Raw genomic sequence first — 22,624 nt, 5'->3', positions numbered from 1 at the left:
GCTGTACCGGCCTTCACGCGCACGGCGCGCGCCTGCGGGACTGCAGTTGGCCTCCCGCATGATTGGACGGCCGGCGCCTTACAATCTCCGGATGCGACTGCTCCTGCAACAGCCCGCCGAAGGCCGCGAAGCGCCCCGCTTCGTGCAGCTCATGCTGCAGCCGGACCTGCTCGGCGGCTGGACCCTGGTCCGCGAATCCGGCCAGATCGGCGGACGCAGCCAGCTGCGCCGCGAGCAGTACCTCGACCAGGCCAGCGCCGTGGCCGCCCTGGAGCAGGCGCGCGACGCCCAGCTCAAGCGCGGCTTCCGGCTCGTCTACGCCCAGGGCGAGGCGCCGCGCGCATGAACCGCGCCGGGAGGGGCCGCGCGACGGCGCGGCCCCGAGCGGCGCACGCCATTTCCCTTCGACCCCATCGAGTGATTCCGAAGTGACCTCACTGCCCCCGCTCAAGAACGATCGCCTGCTGCGCGCGCTGCGCCGCGAACCCGTCGACCGCACCCCGGTCTGGCTGATGCGCCAGGCCGGGCGCTACCTGCCCGAGTATCGCGAGACCCGCCGCAAGGCCGGCAGCTTCCTGGCGATGGCCAAGAACCCCGAGCTCGCCTGCGAGGTCACCCTGCAGCCGCTGCGGCGCTTCCCGCTGGATGCGGCGATCCTGTTCTCGGACATCCTCACCATCCCCGACGCGATGGGACTCGAGTTGTACTTCGTCGAGGGCGAGGGCCCGAAGTTCCGCAAGCCGGTGCGAGATGCCGCGGCGATCGCCGCGCTGTCGGTGCCGGACATGGAAACCGAGCTGCGCTACGTCATGGACGCGGTGCGCACCATCCGCCGCGAGCTGGACGGCGAGGTGCCGCTGATCGGATTCTCCGGCAGTCCCTGGACCCTGGCCTGCTACATGGTCGAGGGCGGCGGCAGCCGCGACTTCGGCCGCATCAAGGCGATGGCGCTGAACGATCCGCAGGCGCTGCATGCGCTGCTGACGGTCAACACCGACGCGGTGATCGCCTACCTCGCCGCGCAGCGCGCCGCCGGCGCCCAGGTGCTGCAGGTGTTCGACACCTGGGGCGGGGTGCTGTCGCCGGCGATGTACCGCGAGTTCTCGCTGCCCTACCTGGCCCGCATCGCCCGAGAGCTCGAGCGTGGCGAGGGCGGCCAGCGCACTCCGCTGATCCTGTTCGGCAAGGGCAGCGCCATCCACCTCGAAGCGCTCGCCGACAGCGGTGCCGAGGGCATCGGCGTCGACTGGCTGGTGGGCATGGACGACGCCGCGCGCCGCGTCGGCGGGCGGGTCGCCCTGCAGGGCAATCTCGATCCAGCGGTCATCTATGGATCGCCCGAGGCGATCCGGCGCGAGGTGGCGACCGTGCTCGACGCCTACGCCGCCGGCAACGACGGCTCGCGCGAGGGGCACGTGTTCAACCTCGGCCACGGCATGGCCCCGGACATGGATCCCGACCACGTGGCGGTGCTGGTGGAGGCGGTGCACGGCCGCAGCGCGCGCTGAGGCGGCCGCGGCAACGCGCCGGTCCGGTGGATCAACAGGAAGCGGGCAGTTCCACCAGCGTCCCGGGCGCGCAGGCGAACACCCGCTCGCCGGCGACGGGCTCGAAGGCGGTGCCGCCCGGAAGCGCGGTGAACGCCGGCAGCACCCCGGCGCGGGCGCCGAAACGGAACGCCGGCAGCCGCGGCAGCCCCGGCAGCCGCAGCACCGGCTGCAGCTGGCCGGCAAGCAGATACCCGTCCACGGCGTCGGGGTCGTCGACATCGTGCGCGAACGCGAACGGCGGCTCGTGCAGCACCTTGCCGAGCAGGCTCAGGCCCATCGAGGCGGCGCGCGCAGGATGCACCCGCAAGGCCCGATCGTGATCGCCAACCACCACCTCGACCGCCAGCGCCGCGCGGCGGTTGCGCCAGGCGAACCAGCGCGCCAGCCACGGCGCATCCGGGATCAGGCCATGCAGCAGGTCGCCCAGCACCAGCAGGCGCGCGGCGCCGGTCGCCTCGAGCAGGCCGTCGATGCGATCCAGGTCGTGCCCGGCGCCGGCCGCCGGCGCCGCAAGCCCGGTGCGCCGGGGCTCGCCGCCCTCGCCCAGGTGCAGATCGGCGACGACCAGCGTCGCCGCACGCGGCCAGTACAGGGCGCGTTCGGCGTACAGCACGATGCGTTCGCCCTCCAGGGCGATCTCGCGGTCATCGGCCATGGCGGCGCTCGCGCTGCATTGCGGCGCCTCGCATGCCGGCGCGCCAGGCCCCGGCGCCCGACAGCCCGCGGAGCGACCCGGCCCACGGCGGGCGCGATGCACGCCCCGGCAGCGACGGCGAAAGCGGGCCGCCGACCGGGGCGACGATCCGTGCCCTGCGATGCGCCAGCGCGGAAGGGTTCAGGCGCGCATGAAGGCCCCGAGGCAGGTGGTCCGGCGTGAACATCGCGCGCAGTGTATCCGCATCCATCGTGGTGTCCTGCGCCGGCGACGGCACCAGTCCGCAGTCGCTGGCGGGGAACGAAAAGCCCTTGGTCGCGGGCCTGGCCGGCGCAACGCCGCCAGACCCGCGTGCACCCGCCGACCAGGGAACGGACAAGGAGGCGGATGGCGGCCACCGCTACCGCGCCAGCGCACGCAGGGTGTCGAGGCGGTCGGCCTCGGCGGCGGGCTTGTCGTGGCGCCAGCGCAGGATCCGCGGGAAGCGCACCGCGATGCCCGACTTGTGCCGCGCGCTGCGGTTGACCGCCTCGAAGCCGAGTTCGAACACGTGCTCGGGGCGTACCGAGCGCACCGGACCGAAGCGCTCGAGGGTGTTCGCCCGGATCCAGCGGTCCAGCGCGAGGATCTCGCGATCGTCGAGGCCGGAATACGCCTTGGCCACGGGCACCAGCGCATCGCCGTCCCACAGCCCGAAGGTGTAGTCGGTATACAGGCTGCTGCGGCGGCCGCTGCCGTGCTGCGCGTACAGCAGCACGGCATCCACGGTGAGCGGGTCGATCTTCCATTTCCACCAGTCGCCGCGCGGCCGCCCCGACCGGTACGGCGAGTCCCGGCGCTTGAGCATCAGGCCCTCGACTGCGCGCTCGCGGGCCAGCGCACGCAGCGCGGCGGCCCCCTCCCAGTCGGCCGCGTCGACCTGCGGCGAGAGCACGATGCGCGGGTCGCCGTGGGCGGCGAGCAGGGCCTCCAGGCGCTCGCGGCGCAGCTGCAGCGGGCAATCGCGCAGATCCTCTCCTTCGAGCTCCAACAGGTCGTAGGCCTGCACCCGCACCGGGGTATCGGCCAGCAGCTTCGGCCCCGGCTTGCGGCGCTGGATGCGCTTCTGCAAGGCGGTGAACGGCAGCGGGGCGGTACCGTCGTCGTCGCCCCAGGCCAGCAGTTCGCCGTCCAGCACGCAGCCGTCCGGCAGGCCCGCCGCCGCCGCCTCGATCTCGGGAAAGCGCCCGTCCAGGCGCTCCTCGCCGCGCGACCACAGCGCCGCCTCGCCGCCGCGGCGGATCAACTGCAGGCGGATGCCGTCCCATTTCCACTCCAGCAGCCAGTCGCCGATGTCGCCCAGCCCTTCCGGACCGTCCTCCAGCGGCGAAGCGAGAAAGAACGGATACGGCTGCTGCCGGTCGCCCGGAAGCGCCTCCGGGGTCAGCAGGTCGCGCATGAATCCCGGAGTCGGCGTCCATTCGCCGAGCATGCGCTGGGCGATGCGGGCGACGTCCACACCGCTCATCTCCGCCAGCGCCTGCTGCACCGTCCGCTGCGACACGCCCACGCGCAGCGCACCGGTGAGCAGCTTGTTGAACACCAGGCGCTCGTCGAACGGCAGCGCGCGCCAGGCCTCGACCACCAGCGCGCGGCGCACTTCCGGCTCGCGGTTCGCGACCGGCAACAAACGCCGCTCGATCCAGTCCGCCAGGCCGACGTCGGCGGCGGGCGCCGACGGATCGTCGAGCAGCAGCGCCAGGGTCTCGGCCAGGTCGCCGACCTGGTCGTGGCTCTCCTCGACCAGCCAGTCCGGCAACCCGGCCTCGGCGGCGACCCACTCGCGCAGCTCGCGGGTGCCGGCGATCCGTCGCCTGGCGCCGGCGACCTTGCCGCCGGAGAGCAGGTAGAGCGCCCAGGCCGCATCGCGCAGCGGCGCCGCGCGGAAATACCCGGCCAGCGCCGCCCGCCGGTCGAGGACGGCGGTGCTGCGGTCCAGCTCGCGGTAGAGGGCGGCGAAGCGTTTCATGCGGCATCCGCGACGCCTGCATCCGCGCTCATTGCTCGGCTCCGAAGTCGGTGCGGAAGGCTTCGGCGGCGATGCCTTCCTCGTTGAGCGCACGCACGATCGCGTCGGTGTTGCCGTGGGTGGCGATCACCCGGCGTGCGCCGGTCTCGCGCACGGTACGCATCAGGTCCGGCCAGTCGGCGTGATCGGACACCACGAAGCCGCGATCGTGATTGCGCCGGCGGCGGTGGCCCCGCACCCGCATCCAGCCCGAAGCGAAGCCGGTCTGGGCGCGGCGGAAGCGCCGCATCCACGGGCTGCCGGCGGCCGAGGGCGGTGCCAGCACCAGTTCGCCGGCGAAGTCGCGGCCTTTTTCCTCGTCCGCCACCACCGTGGTGGGGAGCATGGGGACGCCGGCCTCGCGGTAGACCCGCACGCCGGCGGCGATCGCCCCGTGCAGCAGCGCCGGCCGGTCGGTGTGCGCCGCCAGCTCCGCCAGCAGCCGCTGCGCCTTGCCCAGCGCGTAGCAGAACAGCACCGCCGCCTCGCCGCGCGCGGCGCAGTGGTCGCGCCAGGCCACGATCTCGCGCGCGACGCCTGCGGCATCGGGCCAGCGGTAGACCGGCAGGCCGAAGGTCGCCTCGGTGATGAACGTGTCGCAGGACACCAGCTCGAACGGCGCGCAGGTCGGATCGGCCTGGCGCTTGTAGTCGCCCGAGACCACCCAGACCTCGCCGCCGGCCTCGATGCGCACCTGCACCGAGCCGAGCACGTGGCCGGCCGGGTGCAGGGACACGCGGGCGTCGCCGAGGGCGAACGCGTCGCCGTGCGCGTGCGGTCGGTAGCGCTGCGCGCCCAGCCGCCAGCGCAGGATCGGCAGGCTGGCGTCGCTGCAGTGGTATTCGCCCATGCCGGCACGGGCATGGTCGCCGTGGCCATGGGTGATCACCGCGCACGGCACCGGCCGCCACGGGTCGATATGGAAGCCGCCGGCCGCGCAGTACAGGCCTTCGGGGCGCAGCTCGACGAGATCGGTGGAACCCATCGCCGCAGTGTGGACGGCGACGCGTGGAGAGTGCGCAGACACGGGGCGGGCGGGGCCGCCCGTTTCCTTCGGCGACCGACGCTGCGCTGGAACGGCGGCCGCCCGGCGCGCCCCGACCGGCAGCCCGCGGCTGCAGCGACGGCTAGCCCGCAGCGTCGCCCCGCCGCGGGCCGCCGAGCACCCGGCGGATGGTCGTCGCGAGCGCTTCGCCGGTCAGCGGCTTGCGCAGGAACGCGTCGAAGCCGGCGGCGCGCGCGGCGGGTTCGGCCTCGGCGTCGGCGCGCGCGGTGATCGCCACCAGCGGCCGCGCAAAGCCCTGGTCGCGCAGCTGCCGGGCCAGCGCCAGGCCGTCGATGCCGGGCAGATCGAGATCCAGCAGCGCCAGGGTGAAGTCGCCGCCGGCGACCTCGGTCAGCGCGGCCAGGCCGTGGGCGGCATGGGTCACCTCGTGGCCCTGCACGCGCAGCAGCCCGCCGATCACCTCGGCGACGATCGCATCGTCCTCCACCAGCAGGACATGGCTCCCGGCCGTCGCCACGCCCGCCGACGGACCCACCGCCGGGCCGTCCTCGGCCGCCGCGGGCGCCGCCGGAGGCAGCGGCAGCTCGACGGTGAAGCGGGTGCCCTGTCCGGGTTCGCTGTCCACCGCGATGTGGCCGCCCATCGCCGCGGCCAGCTCCTGGCAGATCGCAAGGCCCAGCCCGCTGCCGCCGTAGCGCGCCGCGGTGCGCGCCCCGTCCGCCTGCTCGAAACGGCGGAACAGGCGCTGCTTCTGCTCGGCGTTCAGGCCCGGCCCGGTATCGGAGACCACGAACCGCACCGCGCCCTCGATCTCGTCCACGCGCAGAGCCACCTGGCCTTGCTCGGTGAACTTGATCGCGTTGCCGAGCAGGTTGAGGAGGATCTGGCGTACCCGCATCGCGTCGCCACGGACCCAGCGCGACAGCCCGCGCCCCATCTGTTCGCGGTAGGCCAGACCACGCTGTCGCGCCATCGGCGCCATCAGTCCGCCGACTTCCTGCAGCAGCCCGCGCAGGTCGAACGGCTGCGGATCGAGCTGCAGTTTGCCGGCCTCGATCCGCGCCAGGTCGAGCGCATCGTTGACCAGACGCATCAGGTGGTCGCCAGCGCGCCGGATCGATTCGGTGTAGGCGCGCTGGCGCCCGTCGAGCGGCGTCTCCAGCAGCAGCTCGCTCATGCCGAGCACGCCGGTCATCGGCGTGCGCACCTCGTGGCCGAGGGTGGCTAGGAAGCGGGTCTTGGCCTCGGATGCCTGCTCGGCCAGCTCGCGCTTGTGCTCGACCAGTTGCCAGGCATGGCGACGGCGCAGCCGGGTGCGGTACGCGGCGGCGGCCCACCACGCCAGCAGCATCCCGGCCAGCACGAACAGCGCCAGGGCCCACGGCGTGCGCCACCAGGGCGGGGTGACCTCGAAGGACACGGTGGCGCGTTCGGACCAGACGTTGTCGGCGTTGCGTGCCTTGACCTGCAGCGTGTAGCGCCCCGGCGGCAGCCGCGAGAAGATCCGCTCGCCGGCGGGGCCGCTGGACACCCAGCCCTCGTCGTGGCCGTCCAACCGGAACGCGTAGGCGTTGGCCCGGGGGTTGCGGAACGAGAGCAGCCGCGCGACCACGCGCAGGTCGCGCGCGTCGTGTGGGAGCTCGAACGGTTCGCCGGCCGCGAAGCGCAGCCGCCCCGCGGCGCCGCGCGCATCGATGCGCTCGATCGCCAGGCTGGGCTCCGGCCCGCTCGGGCCCAGCGCGCGCGGATCGAACAGCGCCAGGCCGTCGGGAGTGGCCGCGAGGATCCGGCCCTCGCCCGGCATCGCCACCGGGCGCCCGGAGAATTCCTGCCCGGGCAGGCCGTCCCAGGCCCCGTAGATGCGCACGGTGCGCGCATCCGGATCGGCCCGCACCAGGCCGCGCACGCTGGTTAGCCACAGCGCGCCGTACCCGTCCACGACCATGCCGCCGAAGGCCAGGCGCGGCAGGCCCTCGTTCGCGCCGAACCAGGGCACGCATGCCAGCGCACCGCCGTCCCAGTCGCAGCGTTCCACCGTTCCCGAGCCTGCGAGCCAGAGCACGCCGCCCGCCGCCGCGGCCAGGTCCGAGCGGAGTCCGCGCGGTGCGCCGGGCACGAACGCCCACTGCCCGGCCCCGGCGTCGAAGCGGCGCACGCCCAGGGTACCGGCGAACCAGGGGGCGCCGTCCGGTCCCAGCCGCAGGTTCCGGACGACCTCGCCCGGCGCCAGGCCACCGCCGCCGCCCGGGGGAAAATCGTGGACAACCCGGCCGCGCCCGTCGCGGGCCTGCACCCCACCGGCATCGAACGCGATCCACAGCAGCCCGTCTCCGGTCTCGAGGAAGCTCTGCGCCTCGCCGTATGGCGCGTCCGCGTCGTCGTTCCCGCGCCAGCGCTGGATGGCGCCGCTGTCGGGCTCGATCCGCGCAAGCCCGCCGCGCCAGCCGACCCACACGACGCCCGCGCGGTCCTCGTGCACGCCGCCGAGGATCAATCCTTCGCCGATGTCCTCCATCACGTGCCGGACCGTACCTCCGTCGGGGTCGAGCCGGTCCAGCGCGCCGCCCGAGCCGACCAGCCACATGCCGCCGTCGGCGGCCGGCGCGATGCCCCGCACGTGGGCATTGCCGAGGGTATCGGGATCGTCGAGCCGCCGGCTGAGCACGGTGAACCGGCTCCAGCCGGCGGGCTGGTACCACAGGCCGTTGGTGTTGCTGACCAGCCACACTCCGCCCTCGCGGTCCTCGTGCGCAGCGGTCCACTGCGGGCGCACCTGTCCCTGCGCGGCATCGCTGTAGAGCGGCACGGCGCGCACCGCGCCGCCGCTGGCGTGGCCGAGCCCGATCGGAACGTCCAACCAGAAGTCGCCGCGCGAGTCGTGCAGCAGCACCTGCGCCGGCCACAGCCCGTCCCCCGGCGGCTGCCAAGGGGTCGGCGCCGCGCTGCCGTCGCTGCGGTAGGCCGTAACGCCGCTGGGGGTGCCGATCCACAACGTGCCGAAGGCGTCGACGAGGAGATGGTTGACCCGCCGGTCCGGCAACGTGCCGGGCGGCAATCGCTCGAAGCCGGCCCCGGTCCATCGCGCCACGCCGTCGAAGGTGCCGACCCACAGGGTGCCATCTTCCGGCGCCACCACCAGGCTCACCACACCGGGCGCCGGCAGGCTGTGCGGATCGTCGGGATCCGGCATGAATCGGGTGATCGCGCCGCCTTCGGCCATCCGGTGCAAGCCCCCGTCGGCGGTGCCGATCCACAGCGCATCGTCGGCGGTCAACGCCAGCGACCAGATGTCGTCGCTGCCGAGCTCCGGGGTGTTGGCGCGGTCGAAGCGCTCGAACCGGTCCTCGACCGGGTGGTACAAGGCCAGGCCGCCGCGGGCGGTGCCGACCCACAGCCGCCCCCGCCGATCCAGCGCCAGCGACCAGACGAAGTTGCCCGGCAGGCCCTGCTCCTCCCTCCAGATGCGGAACCCGGTGCCGTCGTAGCGCGCCAGGCCATCGCTGGTGGCGATCCACAGATACCCCTGCTCGTCCTCGACCAGGGCGTTGATGCGGTTGGACGGCAGCCCCTCGGCCACGGTGAACTGGCGCGGGCGCGGCGTGTCCGGCAGCTCCGCCAACGCCTGCGGCGGCACGAGCAGCAGCGTCGCCGCCAGCACCAGCCACCCCTTCCATCGGCAAACCCCCTGGGCCATCCCCGCGCGATCCATTCCATCCGCCAGGCGCGCAGGTTGGACGCAATGGCTCGCGACGGCAAATCCCGGCGACGGGTTCAGCGCCGGGGCACGCCGATCGCATCGGCCGCGGCGATCACCTCGGCCAGGGCCTGGCCGGTGACCGGCTTGCGCAGGAAGGCGTCGAATCCCGCGGCACGCGCCAGCGGCTCCGCCTCGGCATCGGCCCGGGCGGTGATCGCCACCAGGGGCTGCGCCCGCCCCTGGGCGCGCAGCTGCCGCGCCAGGGCCAGGCCATCGATGCCGGGCAGGTCGAGGTCCAGCAGCAACGTGTCGAACTCGTGCGCCGCCAGTTCCACCAGCGCCGCCAGGCCGTGGGCGACGTGGGTCACCGCATGTCCCTGGGCGCGCAGCAGCCCGGCGATCACCTCGGCCACGGTCGGATCGTCCTCGACCAGCAGCAGCCGCCGCGCACCGGCCGCCTGCGGCTGCTGCGCCGGCGGCGCCTTCGGCGCGGTGGCCGGCGGCAGCGGCAGTTCGACGGTGAAGCGGGTCCCCTCGCCCGGAGCGCTGTCCACGTCGATCCGGCCACCCATCGCCGCCGCCAGCTCCTGGCAGATCGCAAGGCCCAGCCCGCTGCCGCCGTAGCGGGCCGCGGTGCGCGCGCCCTCGGCCTGCTCGAATCGCCGGAACAGGCGCTGTCTCTGCTCGGCGTTCAGGCCCGGCCCGGTATCGGTGACGGCGAGGCGCAGGCCGGCGCCTGGCAGCCACGTGGCCGCCAGTTCCACCGAGCCGGTCTCGGTGAACTTGATGGCGTTGCCGAGCAGGTTGAGCAGGATCTGCCGCACCCTGACCGCGTCGCCACGGACCCATGCAGGCACATCGCGCGCCGCGTCGAGACGGAACCCGAGATCGCGCTGGCGCGCCATCGGCCCCATCAGCCCGGCCACCTCGTCGAGCAGCTGGCGCAGGTCGAAGGGCTGGGGGTCGAGCTGCAGCCTGCCGGCTTCGATCCGCGCCAGGTCCAGGGCGTCGTTGACCAGCCGCATCAGATGCTCGCCGGCGCGCTGGATCGACTCCGTATAGCGGCGCTGGCGGCCGTCGAGCGGGGTCTCCAGCAGCAGTTCGCTCATCCCCAGCACCCCGGTCATCGGCGTGCGCACCTCGTGGCCCAGGGTTGCCAGGAACCGGGTCTTGGCCTCCGAGGCGTTGCGGGACACCTCGTTCTCGTGGCGGATCCGCTCCCAGACCATCCGCCGCCGCACCCGACGCTGCCATCCCGTCGCCATCGCGCCCAGCAGTACCGCCACCAGCACCAGCAGGAGCAGCGACGCCCACCAGCTCCGCCACCACGGCGGCGCCACTTCCAAGTCCAGTTCCAACGGGGCCGACCACAGGCTCTGTGCGGTTCGCGCCACGATCTCCAGCCGATAGCGTCCGGGCTGGAGCAGCGAAAACGCCCGCTCGCCGACGGCGCCCACCTCGACCCAGTCGCTGTCGTAGCCGCGCAGCCGGAAGCGGTAGAGGTTGTTGCGGGCATCGTTGAAGTTGAGCAACCGCGCGACCACCCGCAGGTCGCGGTCGCCGTGGCGCAGGAGCAGGCCGGCTTCGGGATCGAGCGTCTCGACCAGACCGGCGCGCCTCACCCCGACGGACTCGATCACCAGGTTCGGCACCGCCTCCGCAGAGCCCACGGCCGCCGGATCGAAGATCACCAGGCTGCCCGGGGTGGCGATCAGGATGCGGCCGTCGTGAGGGCGCACCAGCGGAGGCAACCGGATGTTCTGGCCCGGCAGGCCGTTGCTGGCACCGAATACCTGCACGGCTTTCAACCGGGGATCCACCCGGACCAGCCCGCGCTGGCAGGTCAGCCAGAGCACGCCGGCGCCGTCCACGACGATGCCGTTGAACGGCACCGCCGGAAGGCCATGGCTGCCGTCCACGACCTCGCGCAGTTCCAGTTCCGCGCCGTCCCAGCGGTACCACTCGAGACGCCCGTCGCGCACCATCCAGACCGTTTCGCCGTCGCCCGAGGCGAATGCGGCCACGCCGGGACCGCGCGCGCCCGGCACCGGTTCGAACCGGCGCGCGCCGGCGTTCCACATCAGCAGCCCCTGTCCGGATGCGACCCATAGTCCGCCGTCGGGCGCGCGCTGGATGCCGTGAATCTCCGCCTGCTCCACGAGCCCGCGGCCGTCGCCCGGCACCACCTGCTCGCGCACCCGGCCGCTGCGATCGCGGGCCTGCAGCCCGTGGCGCCGGGTGGCCGCCCAGATCAGACCGTTGCCGTCCTCGGCCAGGCCCACGTGCGGCCAGCCGATCGCGGCATCCTCCGCGTCCAGATAGTTCCAGGCTCGGAGTTCGCCGCTGTCGCGGCCGAGGCGCGCGACCCCGCCGTAGTACGCGAACCACACGTTGCCTTCGGCATCCTCGAGCACCGCATCGGGCACGTAGTCGGCATCGCGGTCGTAGTGGACGTGCTCGACCTGGCCGGTCAGCGGGTCGAGCCTGTCGAGCACGCCGCTGGAACCATGCAGCCAGACGGCGCCGTCGGCGCCGGCGGCCATCGCGGTCACATCGGCGTTGCCGAGCGTGTCCTCCTCGCCCTCGCGGCGGGCCAGCATCGCGAATCGATGCCAGTTCGGCGGCAGGTACCAGAGCCCGGCACCGCTGCTGGCGAACCACAGTCCGCCGCCGCGGTCCTCGAGCACCTCGCCCAGATCCGGCAGCACCGGGCCCTGCAGCACCTGGCTGTAGATCGGCACGATCCGCGCCTGGTCGCGGTCGCCCAGGGCGAGACCCGCGCGGGTGTCCAGCCAGTAGAACCCGTTGCGGTCGCGGTGCAGAGGCGCGTAGATCTTGTTGCCGGCGAGGCCGATCGCGTCCTCGTCCCAGCGTGCCGGCACCACCCGGCCGTCGGTTTCGCGCGAGTACACGCCGAACTGGGTGCCGATCCACAACCTTCCGCCGAGCTCGACCATGATGTCGTAGACGATCGAATCCTCGACGGCGCTCTCGGCGACCACCTCGAACCCGTCGCCGGTCCAGCGCGCCACGCCGCCCTTGGTGCTGACCCACAGTGCGCCATCGGGAGTCGTGCGCACGTCGTAGACGGTGGCCGACGGCAGCGCGCGGGGGTCGTCGGGATCGGGCAGGTAGCGCGTCGCCGCGCTGCCTTCGAGCCGGTACAGGCCGGTGTTCCCTGTGCCCGCCCAGATCGCCCCGTCGGCGGTGGAAGCCAGCGCCGTGATGCGATCGGCCGGGACCGGGGCCCCGACACCGTCGCTGAGGTCCACGACCTGCGCACGCCCGCGATCGAGCATCGCCAGCCCCGACTCGGTGCCGATCCACAGCCGGTTCTCCGCATCGACGTGCAGCGCCCTCACCGCGTTGTCCGGCAGGCCCTGCTCGCGCCGCCACAGCCTGTGGTCGATGCCGTTGTAGCGGGCCAGGCCGTCGGCGGTGCCCACCCAGAGGTAGCCGTGGCGGTCCTCCGCCAGCGCGTTCACGGTGTCGGAAGGCAGGCCGTCGGCCACGGTCAGCTGGCGGAACCGCGGCATTTCCGGCAGGGCGGCTCCGACCGGAGCGCCAAGCGCCAACAGCGCGAGCAACAGCCATGACGTCCTGTCGAGCATCGGCCTTCCCCCGGGTTGGCCCGTCGATCCTCGCAACGCTGCATTGCGGACGCAAGCCCACCCTTCGCGCACTGCCCGCCGTCCAGGGCCGTAGAATCGGCGAACCCCCCGGAAAACGAGCCGATGGCAGCCTTCTCCGCGCCGCCCCCCCTGTCCGTCCTGCCGGCGCTTGCCCTCGCCCTGGCGCTGAGCGTCGGCGCCGCGCGGGCCGAGCCGCGCACCTACGCGCTCGATCCGGTGCACACGCGGGTGGTCTTCGCCGTCGACCACGCCGGATTCTCGCGCGCGATCGGCACGGTCTCGGGCAGTACCGGGACGCTGGTGTTCGATCCGCAGGACTGGTCCGCAGCCAGGCTCCACGCCGAGATCCCGATCGCCGCGATCGACCTGGGGGATGCGCGATGGAACCGCGCCGCGCTCGGCCGCAACCTGCTCGATGCCGAGCGGCACCCGGTTGCTGTCTTCGCCAGCGAGCGGGTGGAGCCGTTGGCGGAGGACCGAGCCGAGGTGCACGGCATCCTCACCCTGCGCGGCGTGTCCCGGCCATTGACCCTCACGGTGCGGTTGAACGCGCTCAAGCGCCACCCGCTGCCGCCGTTCCGCAGCACCGCCGGCTTCACCGCGGTCGGCACGCTCGACCGCGGCGACTACGGCATCGATGCGTGGGGCTCGATGATCGGCCGCACCGTGGAGTTGCATATCGAGGCCGAGGCCACGCGCACGCGCGCCGACGCCGGTCCCATGCAGGACGACGACGGGGCGACGCCCTCCCGGGACCGCGACGACCAAGGGCCGCAGGCGACGCTGCGCTTCCGCCCGCAGCGGCTGCCGGAGTCCGCGGCATGAACTGGAAGAACACCGCCGACCGCTGGGGCGGCGTCAGCCAGCTGCTGCACTGGCTGGTGGTGCTGCTGATCCTCGGTCAGGGCACGGTGGGGCTGCTCATGGTCGACATGCTCAACAGCCCCGACAAGATCCGCATCTACGCCCTGCACAAGTCTTTCGGCCTCACCATCCTGGCGCTGGTGCTGCTGCGTCTGTGCTGGCGGCTGTATGCCGGGGCGCCGCTGCCGGTAGCCGGCGTGCCCGGCTGGCAGCGCAACGCGGCGCGGCTGTCGCACTGGCTGCTGTACGCGCTGCTGTTCGCGATACCGATCAGCGGCTGGCTGTTCAATTCCGCCGCCGGTTTTCCGCTGCAGTGGTTCGGCCTGTTCAACCTGCCGCCCATCGCCGGGCGCGACGCCGGCTTGCGGGAACTGGCCGCCGGTGCCCACGAATGGCTGTTCTGGCTGTTGCTGGCGGTGGCCCTGGTACACGCCGCGGCGGCGTTCCACCACCACCTGTTCCTGCAGGACGCCACGCTGGCGCGGATGCTGCCGCGCGGCTGGCTGCGCGCGGGCGACGGACACTCCACCATTTCCAAGGACTCTCGCGATGCGTAACGCCCTGCTGCTCGCCGCCCTGCTCGCTCTTGCCGGGCCCGCGACCGCCACCGACTACGTCCAGGCGCCGGGCTCCAGCCTCGCCTTTGGCGGCACCTACCAGGGCGAGGCCTTCAGCGGCCGCTTCCCCGGCTTCCGGACCACGCTCTCGTTCGACCCGACCGATCCGGCGGGCGGCCGCCTGGACGTCACGATCCCGCTGGCCAGCGCCACCACCGGCAACGACGACTACGACGGCGAACTGCGCGGCCGCACCTTCTTCGACAGCGCGCGGTTCGCGCAGGCGCGCTACACCGCCACCGGCTTTCGCGCGCTCGACGACGGCCGCTACGCGGCCGACGGAGTGCTCTCCCTGCGCGGCATCGAGCGTCCCGTCACCCTGGTCTTCAGCTGGACGCCCGGACCCGAGCCGGTGCTCGCCGGCCGGGCCACGGTCAGCCGCCTCGAATTCGGCGTCGGCGAGGGCGAGTGGAGCGATACCTCGGTGATCCCCGACGCGATCGCGGTCAGTACGCGGGTGGTGTTGCGCCCGGCCGACTGAGGTCCTGCCCGGGCTCGCCCCAGCAGGCGCGGCGCCCGCCGGCGCCCGTCAGGCAGATCTCGTCTGCGCCGATCGCGAACCCGAACACCTCCCCCGAACGCATCAGCAGCAGCCCCTCCCAGGTGGCGTCGTCGCTGCCCATCCGCAGCATGCCCGGGCGCATCCTGCGGCCGCCGTGCGCCTCCCCGACCGCGCCGCGAAGGATGCGGCGCACGTTGGCGAGGTCGAGATCGCCCGGCGCGCTGGTCACCGCCTTGACCAGGACGATCCGGTCGACGCCGTCCAGGTCCAGCACCTCGGCCAGGCGCCGCCCGGCCCAGTCCGCGGCTGGCTCGGTCATCGCCACTACACCCAGGTTGGCCAGGTCCACATCGCCTTCGGCGGCGCCGGCCGTGCCGACGCCCAGCGGCAGCGCAGCCGCCGCCACCGCCAGCGACAGCCAGCGGCGCACCGTGTCGCGGTCGAACGGCCAGCCCAGCTCTTCGCCGCGCTCGCGGTCGCGCAGCACCGGCACGCGCACGTCGTAGCGCGCTACCAACCCCGGATCGTCGTCGATGAACACGCTCTCGAACTCGGGAACGCGCGCCGCCGCCAGTTCCTCCAGCGCCAGGTCGCAGAGATGGCAGTCGTCGCGCTGGTACAGGACGAGCCGGGGCTGGGTCATGGGCGGTACACCGGGACGGAGGGGGCAGGCGCGTAGAATAACGGCATGGCAGTCAGCACCTTCGACCTCTACAAGATCGGCATCGGCCCCAGCTCCTCTCACACCGTGGGGCCGATGCGCGCCGCGGCGCGCTTCGTCGAGCGCTGGCTGGTGGAGCCGGGACGCCTGCAGGACGTGGCCCGCATGCGCGCGGAGGTCTTCGGTTCGCTGGCGCTGACCGGCCGCGGACACGGCACCGACAAGGCGGTGATGATGGGCCTTGAGGGACACTGGCCGCACCTGATCGACCCCGATGTCATCCCCCCGGCGCTCGAGCGCATCCGCGGCGGCGGGCGCATCCGCCTGCATGGCGAGCACGAGATCGCGTTCGAGGAGAAGCGCGACCTGCTGATGAACAAGCGGCAGAAGCTGCCGTTCCACACCAACGGCATGCGTTTCGCCGCCTACGACGCCCAGGGCAGCGAGATCGCCAGCCGCGACTACTACTCGGTCGGCGGCGGCTTCGTGGTCAACCAGGACGAGGCCGCCGAGGACCGCATCGTCGCCGATACCACCCGGGTGCCGTATCCATTCTCCAGCGGCGACGAGCTGCTGCAGCGCGCGCGCGACAACGGCATCACCATCGCCCAGCTGATGTTCGCCAACGAGCAGTGCTGGCGCAGCGCCGACGAGATCCGCGATGGCCTGCGCGCGCTGTGGGCGGCGATGCGCTCCTGCGTGGAGCGCGGCATCCGCCAGGGCGGCACCCTGCCCGGCGGGCTGCACGTGACCCGTCGCGCGCCGATGCTGTACCAGGAGCTGTCGACGCGGCCGGAAGCGGCGGCGGCCGATCCGCTCGACGTGCTCGACTGGGTCAACCTGTTCGCGCTGGCGGTCAACGAGGAGAATGCGGCTGGCGGCCGCGTGGTCACCGCACCGACCAATGGGGCGGCCGGGATCATCCCCGCGGTGCTGCACTACTACGATCGCTTCATCCCCGGCGCCAGCGAACAGGGCATCTTCGACTTCCTGCTCACCGCCGCCGCGGTCGGCATCCTCTACAAGGAGAACGCCTCGATCTCCGGTGCCGAGGTCGGCTGCCAGGGCGAGGTCGGGGTGGCGTGCTCGATGGCGGCCGCCGGCCTGACCGCGGCACTGGGCGGCGACCCGGGGAAGATCGAGAACGCCGCCGAGATCGGCATGGAGCACAACCTCGGGCTGACCTGCGATCCGATCGGCGGCCTGGTGCAGATCCCCTGCATCGAGCGCAACGCGATGGGCGCGGTCAAGGCGATCAACGCCACCCGCATGGCCATGCGCGGCGACGGCAAGCACAAGGTCAGCCTGGACAAGGTCATCAAGACCATGCGCGAAACCGGCCGCGACATGCGCGACAAGTACAAGGAAACGTCGCGCGGCGGCCTCGCGGTGAACGTGATCGAGTGCTGAGCCGCGTCATGGTGACGATCGGCGAACCCCTGGCGCAATGGATCGGCTGGAGCATCCAGGGCCTGGAAGTGCTGGGCGTGGCGGTGATCATCGGTGGGTTCGTGTTCGCCACCGCGCGCTGGCCGTTCGAGCTGCGCGCCAGCGACGGCCACCAGGCCTATCTCGCCTTCCGCATGCACAGCGTGCGCGGGCTGATCCTCGGCCTGGAATTCCTGGTCGCCGCGGATATCATCCGCACCATCGTCATCGAATACAGCCTCGACAGCCTGCTGATGCTCGGGGTGATGGTGCTGATCCGCACCTTCCTGGTCTTCGCCCTGCACCTGGAAGTGGAGGGACGGCTGCCGTGGCAGACCGGCCGCGAGGACGCCAGGACCCCGCCGCGCCCCCGACGCGACTGAGCCGGGTGTCTCCATGCGACTGGTCGCGGTCCACGCCGACATCACCACGCTCCAGGTGGACGCGATCGTCAACGCCGCCAACACGTCGCTGCTGGGTGACGGCGGCGTCGACGGCGCGATCCACCGTGCCGCCGGGCCGGGCCTGCTGGCCGAGTGCCACGCCCTGGGCGGCTGCGACGTCGGCGACGCACGGCTCACAGGCGGCCACGCGCTGCCGGCGCGCCACGTGATCCACACCGTCGGCCCGGTCTGGCACGGGGGCGATGCCGGAGAATCGGAACTGCTGGCCTCCTGCTACCGGCGCAGCCTGGAAGTCGCGGCGCAGGCCGGGATCCGCAGCCTGGCATTCCCGGGGATCAGCACCGGCGTCTATGGCTTTCCGGTCGAAGCGGCGGCGCGCATCGCCGTCGATACCGTGCGCGAGTTCGACGCGGCGACGCCGCACATCGAGCGGGTGATCTTCTGCTGCTTCTCGCACGAGGACCTGGCCATCTACCGGCGCCTGCTGGACGGGTGACTTGCCCCCGGACGCGACCGGCGTGCCGCCGCGCGGGCTGATCCTCGGCCTAGAGTTCCTGGGGCGCCGACATCATCCGCACCATCGTCGTCGAGTACACCTTCGGAACCTGATGACACTCGACGCGATGGTGCTGATCCGCACGTTGCTGGTCTTCGTCCTGCACCTGGAGGCCGAGGGACGGCTGCCCTGGCAAGGCGGTCAGAAAGGCGCCGACACCCCACCGCGCCCCGCCGGCCGGGACCGAGCGCGGCCAGCAGGACGGCTATACGGAAAGCTTGCGCGGCCGGGGCTGGATCGACCGGATCCAGGCCCCTGACGACCCATTTACTTTTCGCCGCGGCTCCGCAATAGTGAGCCGCCCCGGGCGCATGCCCCCGGGCGACGAAGAGATCGCCAATCGAATCAGGGGGATTAGATGGGACTGTTTAAGGGACCGCGCGTGGTGCGCGCGGTGATGGTTGCGTTCGCGCTGAGTTTCTCGTTGTCCGGGTGTCTGAGTACCAAAACCTATGTCGATCCGACGCTGCCGACGGTTAGCAGGACGGACCTCCGCGCGCCTGCAAATCCGCGCTCCGCAAATGTGCTTTTCGAGTTCCGCACCAAGGGCAACGCTAACGCGCGCGCCACCCAGGAAGTGCGTCCGATGGTGATCCAGGCCGTCGAGGAATCCGGCCTGTTCAGCAGCGTTTCCGACACGGCCAGCGTACCTGCCGGCAGCCAGTTGAAGGTCGTGATCGATAATGTACCGGTGACCGACAACGCCGCGGCCAAGGGCTTCGGCACCGGGCTGACTCTGGGCTTGGCCGGCAGCATGGTCACCGACGGCTATGTCTGCACAGTGAGTTACACCGCGGACGGTACTACCACCGAGACGGTGGTCAACCACGCGCTGCACACGACCATCGGCAATCACGGCGGTCCCGACGGGCTCGCTCCGATGCCGATGCAGCAGGCGCTCACCACCCTCGTCCATCAGATGGTGTTCAACGCCTTGAAGGATTTCAGCGACAGACGCTTGTTCGAGGAGCAATGACCATGCTTGCAGCCATTCGCTTTCTCCTGCCTGCGGTCGCCGCCTTGTCGCTGGCGGCATGTGTCTCAATGCCGGCGCCCACCTATCAACCCTCGGTCGATATCAGCGATGCACTCCTGAAATCGGAAGTCACACAGATGCAGGTGGCAGCGTTCGGGGCCGCCCCGGGAGTCGAGAACAATTCGCTCAGCGTTCGGGGGTCACGCCTCACCACCGGCAGCGACGGCACGTATGCGGGTTACCTGCGCGAGGCCCTCGTCAACGAGCTGAAGGCCGGGGGGCGCTACGACGGCGACAGTGATGTTCGCATTAGCGGCACGCTGACGCACAACGAGCTGAACGGCGCGGGCATCAAGATCGGCACCGCCTTGGTCGGCGCGAGGTTCCAGGTCGAGCGCGACGACGCGATGGTCTACGACAAGGCCCTGCAGACTGCACACGAGTGGGAATCCTCGTTCGTGGGGGCGATCGCCATCCCTGCAGCCTTCGACAACTACGCAACCGCCGTACAGAAGCTGCTGCTCGAACTGCTGACCGATCCGGACTTCCTAGAAGCCACGCGGGAGCGATCGCCCTAGAGCGACGGATCCCCAATCGGCGTTCCTCGGCGGTCAACTCGCGGCGGCGACGTCAAGCCGCTGCACGCGCGACCTGCAGCACGTCGTCGAGCAGCGCCGCCGCCGTCACCTCCGCGCCCGCGCCCGGCCCCCGGATCACCAGGGGCTGGTCGCGGTAGCGGCAGCTGGTGATCGCGACCAGGTTGTCGGTACCGCCGCCCGCGCACAGCGGATGCGCCACCGGCAGCGCGCGCAGGCCGAGCTCCGCGCCGGCCTCGTCGAAGCGCGCGACGAAGCGCAGCCGCGCGCCCTGCCGGTGCGCCAGCCGGAAGCGCTCGCGCAGCGGGGCGTCCAGCGACGGCAGCAGCGCATCGGCGGCGCCCACGGAAGCCGCGGCGAGCGCCGGCGGCAGCAGCGAATCGCCGCGCACCGCGTGCGCTTCCAGCGGCAAGCCGGCGGCGCGCGCCAGGATCAACAGCTTGCGGCGAACGTCCTCGCCGGACAGGTCCAGGCGCGGGTCGGGCTCGGTGTAGCCGCTGGCGCGGGCCTCGCGCACCAGATCGGAGAACGGTCGCGAATCGTCGTAGCGGTCGAACAGCCATGCCAGCGATCCCGAGAGGATGCCCTCGACCGCGAGGATGCGATCGCCGCCGGCGACCAGTTCGCGGATCGAGCGCAGCAGCGGCAGGCCCGCCCCGACGGTGGCGGCATCGCCATAGCGCGCTCCGCGTTCGCCGCGCGCAGCGGCGATGGCCTGGGCGCGCGCCAGCTCGCCGCCGTTGCCGAGCTTGTTGGCGGTGACCACGTGGATGCCGCGCGCCAGCCACTCGCTGTGCCAGCCGGCGACGCTTTCGCTGGCGGTGGCGTCGACGACGACGTCGCCGCAGCGCAGGCTTTCGTTTTCCACCCACGGCGGCCACGCGCCTTCGCGCGCCGGCGCGGCGCGGGCCCGCTCGACCGCGCCGCAGGGATCCTCGTCGCCCGCCACCAGCGCGCGTGAGTTCGACAACCAGGCGAACGCGGGCACCGTCACGCCCTGCCCTCGCAGACGCTCGCAGCGCGCGACGAAGGCTTTGCCCACCGTGCCGGTGCCGAGCAGCGCCAGTCGCGGCCCGGCGGGCGCGGCGCGCGGCGTAGGCGCAGCCTTCGCCAGGGAGGCGGCCGGCAGCCGCAGCACCGTGCTCATGCGTCCACCCGTTTGCGCGCCGCGGCCTGCTGCGCTGCGGTGGCGCGCGACAGCGCGTCCGCCAGGTCGGCCTGCAGATCCTCCAGCGCCTCGATTCCGACCGACAGCCGCAGCAGACCTTCGGGGATGCCCGCCTTGGCACGCGCCTCGGGGGTCATCGCCGCATGGGTCATGGTGGCCGGATGCGCGATCAGGCTCTCCACGCCGCCCAGCGACTCGGCCAGGGTGAAGTGCCGCAGGCCCTCCACGAACGCGCGCACCGCCCGTTCCTGCGCGGCCGCACCCTCGCCGCACAGCTCGACGCTCAGCATGGCACCGAACCCACGCTGCTGGCGCGCGGCGATGGCGTGGCCGGGATGCGTTTCGAGCCCCGGCCAGTAGACCCGCGCCACCGCCGGATGCGCCTGCAGCTGCGCGGCGATCGCCGCGGCGTTTTCCTGGTGCACGCGCAGGCGCGCATCCAGCGTGCGCAGCCCGCGCAAGGTGAGGAAGCTGTCGAACGGCGCACCGGTGATCCCCAACGCGTTCGCCCACCAGCTGAACTGCTGGTGCAGCTCCGCCGTGGCCGCGACCAGGGCGCCGCCGACCACGTCGCTATGGCCGTTGATGTACTTGGTGGTCGAATGCAGCACCGCATCCGCGCCGAACGCGACCGGCACCTGCAGCGCGGGCGAGAGAAAGGTGTTGTCGACCGCCACCAGCGCACCCGCACGGTGCGCGGCCTCGATCACGAAGCGCAGGTCGGTGATGCGCAGCAGCGGGTTGGAGGGCGTTTCCACCAGCACCAGCTTCGGCGACTGCGCCAGCGCCTCGGCGAGCGAACGCGGATCGGTGAGGTCGGCGGTGATCAGCTCGAAATGGCCCTTGCGCGCAAGCGCGTCGAACAGCCGCCAGCTGCCGCCGTAGGCATCGTGCGGCACCACCAGCCGGTCGCCCGGCTCGAGCAGTGCATGCAGCAGCAGGGTGATCGCCGACATCCCGGTCGAGGTGACCACGCCGCCGGCACCGCCCTCGAGTTCGGCCAGCGCCTCGCCGAGCAGGTCGCGGGTGGGATTGCCGCTGCGGGTGTAGTCGTACTCGCGCTTGGCGGCGAAGCCGGCGAAACTGAAGTTGGAGGACAGCACCAGCGGGGGGGTGACCGCGCCGAAGGCCGGGTCGCGGTCGATGCCGGCGCGCACCGCGCGGGTGGCGGGCGCCGGACAGGGGGCGGCGGCGGTCTGGTCGAGGGTACTCATGCGGCGTCTCCGTGTGGTTGCAGCGCCGTGTGCAGCAGCGCGTCGATGCGGTCGGTTTCCTTGAGGAAGGCGTCGTGGCCGTAGGGCGAGCGCAGCACGCGCAGGCAGCCGCGCGGACCCAGCCCCTCCACCAGCGCCACCGAGTCGGCCAGCGGCACCAGGCGGTCGCCTTCCACCGCGACCACCGTGGTGGGCACGCCCACGGCGGCCGGTTCGATGCGGTGCAGGTCGATCGATTCGGACAATCGCAGCCAGGCATTGATCGGGGTGCGCGCCACGTAGCGGGCGCCGGCGGCGTCCAGGTAGTCTTCGGCGGCCACCCGCACCCGGCCGTTGACGATCTCCGGCGGCGCGTCGAAGCGCTCGGCGAACTCCTCCTGGGTGCGGTAGCTGAGCATCGCGAACTGCCGCGCCAGCGACAGGCCCTGGGCGTCGGCGCATTGCAGTTGGCCGAGCGCGACCGCGCGCCGCTGCAGCGCCCGCCAGGCGGCGGCGTAGGGATGGGCGCGATGCGCGCCGCTCACCGCGACCAGGCGCTGCAGGCGCACCGGGTGGCGCACCGCGAACTGCAGCCCCACCAGGGCGCCGTAGGAATAACCGACGAAGGCGTGCAGTCGGTCGATGCCCAGCAGGTCCAGCAGCGCGACCACGGCGTCGGCCTGGTCGGCGGTGTCGATCGGTACGTCCAGCGCACCGTCGGCGCCGACGTAGTCGAAGGCCAGCAGCCGGCAGCGCGCCGGGTCGAGCGTGCGCCCCGACTCCGCCAGCCCGCCGGCCCAGCCCGGTTCCGGGAACGCCTCGCTGGGCGCCAGGTGGCGATGCGCGGAGATCCCGCCGGCCACCAGCACCACCGGCGCGCCCGGCGCGCCCTGCAGTTCCCAGGCCAGGCGCACCCGCCGGCTTCCGGCGTGGCGCAGGCCCAGGTCGATCGCCGCCTCGCCGCGCACGGCGGCGCCGTCCGACTCCCGGCGGACCTCGGCCGGCGGATACGGGGGAATCGGTTCGTGGCGGGAAACCGCTGGATCGACCAGGCTCATGGCGCCTTCCGGAG

18 protein-coding genes and 1 pseudogene are annotated in these 22,624 nt (G+C 72.5%); 10 read left to right on the top strand and 9 right to left on the bottom strand.

What is annotated here, in order from left to right:
* The first annotated feature begins 91 nt into the window (after positions 1–91).
* Positions 92–346 (top strand): WGR domain-containing protein, encoded by a 255-nt coding sequence (locus H0E84_RS18240; protein ID WP_180680073.1) that lies wholly within the window; start codon positions 92–94, stop codon positions 344–346.
* A gap of 91 nt (positions 347–437) precedes the next feature.
* Entirely contained in the window at positions 438–1,508 is a 1,071-nt protein-coding gene (gene hemE / locus H0E84_RS18235; RefSeq protein WP_219339829.1) for a uroporphyrinogen decarboxylase, read from the top strand.
* A 31-nt stretch (positions 1,509–1,539) separates the two neighbouring features.
* Here hemE and H0E84_RS18230 read toward each other — a convergent pair whose 3' ends face one another.
* The 5 genes from H0E84_RS18230 to H0E84_RS18210 form a co-directional block, all read right to left on the bottom strand.
* Entirely contained in the window at positions 1,540–2,205 is a 666-nt protein-coding gene (locus tag H0E84_RS18230) for a metallophosphoesterase family protein (RefSeq protein ID WP_180680071.1), read from the bottom strand.
* A gap of 400 nt (positions 2,206–2,605) precedes the next feature.
* Positions 2,606–4,213, bottom strand: a complete 1,608-nt coding sequence (locus H0E84_RS18225; RefSeq protein WP_180680070.1) for an ATP-dependent DNA ligase — start codon at positions 4,211–4,213, stop codon at positions 2,606–2,608.
* A gap of 28 nt (positions 4,214–4,241) precedes the next feature.
* Positions 4,242–5,237 (bottom strand): ligase-associated DNA damage response exonuclease, encoded by a 996-nt coding sequence (locus H0E84_RS18220; RefSeq protein ID WP_180680069.1) that lies wholly within the window; start codon positions 5,235–5,237, stop codon positions 4,242–4,244.
* Between the two features lie 142 nt (positions 5,238–5,379).
* Positions 5,380–8,952 carry a hybrid sensor histidine kinase/response regulator gene (locus H0E84_RS18215; RefSeq protein WP_180680068.1) on the bottom strand — a complete coding sequence of 1,191 codons (3,573 nt, stop codon included), beginning with the start codon at positions 8,950–8,952 and terminating at the stop codon, positions 5,380–5,382.
* Positions 8,953–9,029: 77 nt separating this feature from the next.
* Entirely contained in the window at positions 9,030–12,566 is a 3,537-nt protein-coding gene (locus H0E84_RS18210; protein WP_180680067.1) for a hybrid sensor histidine kinase/response regulator, read from the bottom strand.
* A 123-nt stretch (positions 12,567–12,689) separates the two neighbouring features.
* Between H0E84_RS18210 and H0E84_RS18205 the strand changes: the two genes are divergently transcribed.
* Genes H0E84_RS18205 through H0E84_RS18195 form a run of 3 tightly spaced genes read left to right on the top strand, consistent with a single transcriptional unit; the run spans position 12,690 to position 14,549 of the window.
* Positions 12,690–13,412 carry a YceI family protein gene (locus tag H0E84_RS18205; protein ID WP_425600506.1) on the top strand — a complete coding sequence of 241 codons (723 nt, stop codon included), beginning with the start codon at positions 12,690–12,692 and terminating at the stop codon, positions 13,410–13,412.
* The gene (locus tag H0E84_RS18200; RefSeq protein WP_180680066.1) at positions 13,409–14,008 is read left to right on the top strand and encodes a cytochrome b; all 600 of its coding nucleotides are present in this window, start codon (positions 13,409–13,411) and stop codon (positions 14,006–14,008) included. Before H0E84_RS18205 ends, H0E84_RS18200 begins: the two co-directional genes overlap by 4 nt.
* Entirely contained in the window at positions 14,001–14,549 is a 549-nt protein-coding gene (locus H0E84_RS18195) for a YceI family protein (RefSeq protein ID WP_180680065.1), read from the top strand. Before H0E84_RS18200 ends, H0E84_RS18195 begins: the two co-directional genes overlap by 8 nt.
* Positions 14,550–14,979: 430 nt before the next feature.
* Here H0E84_RS18195 and H0E84_RS20570 read toward each other — a convergent pair.
* Positions 14,980–15,213, bottom strand: a pseudogene (locus H0E84_RS20570) (glutaredoxin family protein); the annotation flags it as partial.
* 45 nt (positions 15,214–15,258) lie between these two features.
* On the opposite strand from H0E84_RS20570, the gene H0E84_RS18185 reads away from it, so the two are divergent.
* From H0E84_RS18185 to H0E84_RS18165, 5 genes are all read left to right on the top strand, one after another.
* On the top strand, positions 15,259–16,641 hold the full coding sequence (locus tag H0E84_RS18185; RefSeq protein WP_180680063.1) for an L-serine ammonia-lyase: 1,383 nt from the start codon (positions 15,259–15,261) through the stop codon (positions 16,639–16,641).
* 8 nt (positions 16,642–16,649) lie between these two features.
* Positions 16,650–17,042: a DUF1622 domain-containing protein gene (locus H0E84_RS18180; RefSeq protein WP_180680062.1), complete on the top strand. Its 393-nt coding sequence runs from the start codon at positions 16,650–16,652 to the stop codon at positions 17,040–17,042.
* A gap of 13 nt (positions 17,043–17,055) precedes the next feature.
* Positions 17,056–17,559, top strand: coding sequence for an O-acetyl-ADP-ribose deacetylase (locus H0E84_RS18175; RefSeq protein ID WP_180680061.1), 504 nt, complete (start codon positions 17,056–17,058; stop codon positions 17,557–17,559).
* Positions 17,560–17,977: 418 nt separating this feature from the next.
* Positions 17,978–18,595 (top strand): hypothetical protein, encoded by a 618-nt coding sequence (locus H0E84_RS18170; RefSeq protein WP_180680060.1) that lies wholly within the window; start codon positions 17,978–17,980, stop codon positions 18,593–18,595.
* A 2-nt stretch (positions 18,596–18,597) separates the two neighbouring features.
* Positions 18,598–19,173, top strand: coding sequence for a hypothetical protein (locus H0E84_RS18165; protein WP_180680059.1), 576 nt, complete (start codon positions 18,598–18,600; stop codon positions 19,171–19,173).
* Positions 19,174–19,225: 52 nt separating this feature from the next.
* Here H0E84_RS18165 and H0E84_RS18160 read toward each other — a convergent pair whose 3' ends face one another.
* Genes H0E84_RS18160 through metX form a run of 3 tightly spaced genes read right to left on the bottom strand, consistent with a single transcriptional unit; the run spans position 19,226 to position 22,610 of the window.
* Positions 19,226–20,338: a homoserine dehydrogenase family protein gene (locus H0E84_RS18160; RefSeq protein ID WP_180680058.1), complete on the bottom strand. Its 1,113-nt coding sequence runs from the start codon at positions 20,336–20,338 to the stop codon at positions 19,226–19,228.
* Positions 20,335–21,573, bottom strand: coding sequence for an O-succinylhomoserine (thiol)-lyase (locus tag H0E84_RS18155; RefSeq protein ID WP_180680057.1), 1,239 nt, complete (start codon positions 21,571–21,573; stop codon positions 20,335–20,337). Before H0E84_RS18155 ends, H0E84_RS18160 begins: the two co-directional genes overlap by 4 nt.
* On the bottom strand, positions 21,570–22,610 hold the full coding sequence (gene metX, locus H0E84_RS18150; RefSeq protein ID WP_180680056.1) for a homoserine O-succinyltransferase MetX: 1,041 nt from the start codon (positions 22,608–22,610) through the stop codon (positions 21,570–21,572). Before metX ends, H0E84_RS18155 begins: the two co-directional genes overlap by 4 nt.
* Between the last annotated feature and the right edge of the window lie 14 nt (positions 22,611–22,624).

Source organism: Luteimonas salinisoli, assembly GCF_013425525.1.
Taxonomy (GTDB): Bacteria; Pseudomonadota; Gammaproteobacteria; order Xanthomonadales; family Xanthomonadaceae; genus Luteimonas; species Luteimonas salinisoli.
The sequence above is the reverse complement of the archived record's forward strand: the minus strand, read 5'-3'. Positions and strand labels throughout refer to the sequence as shown.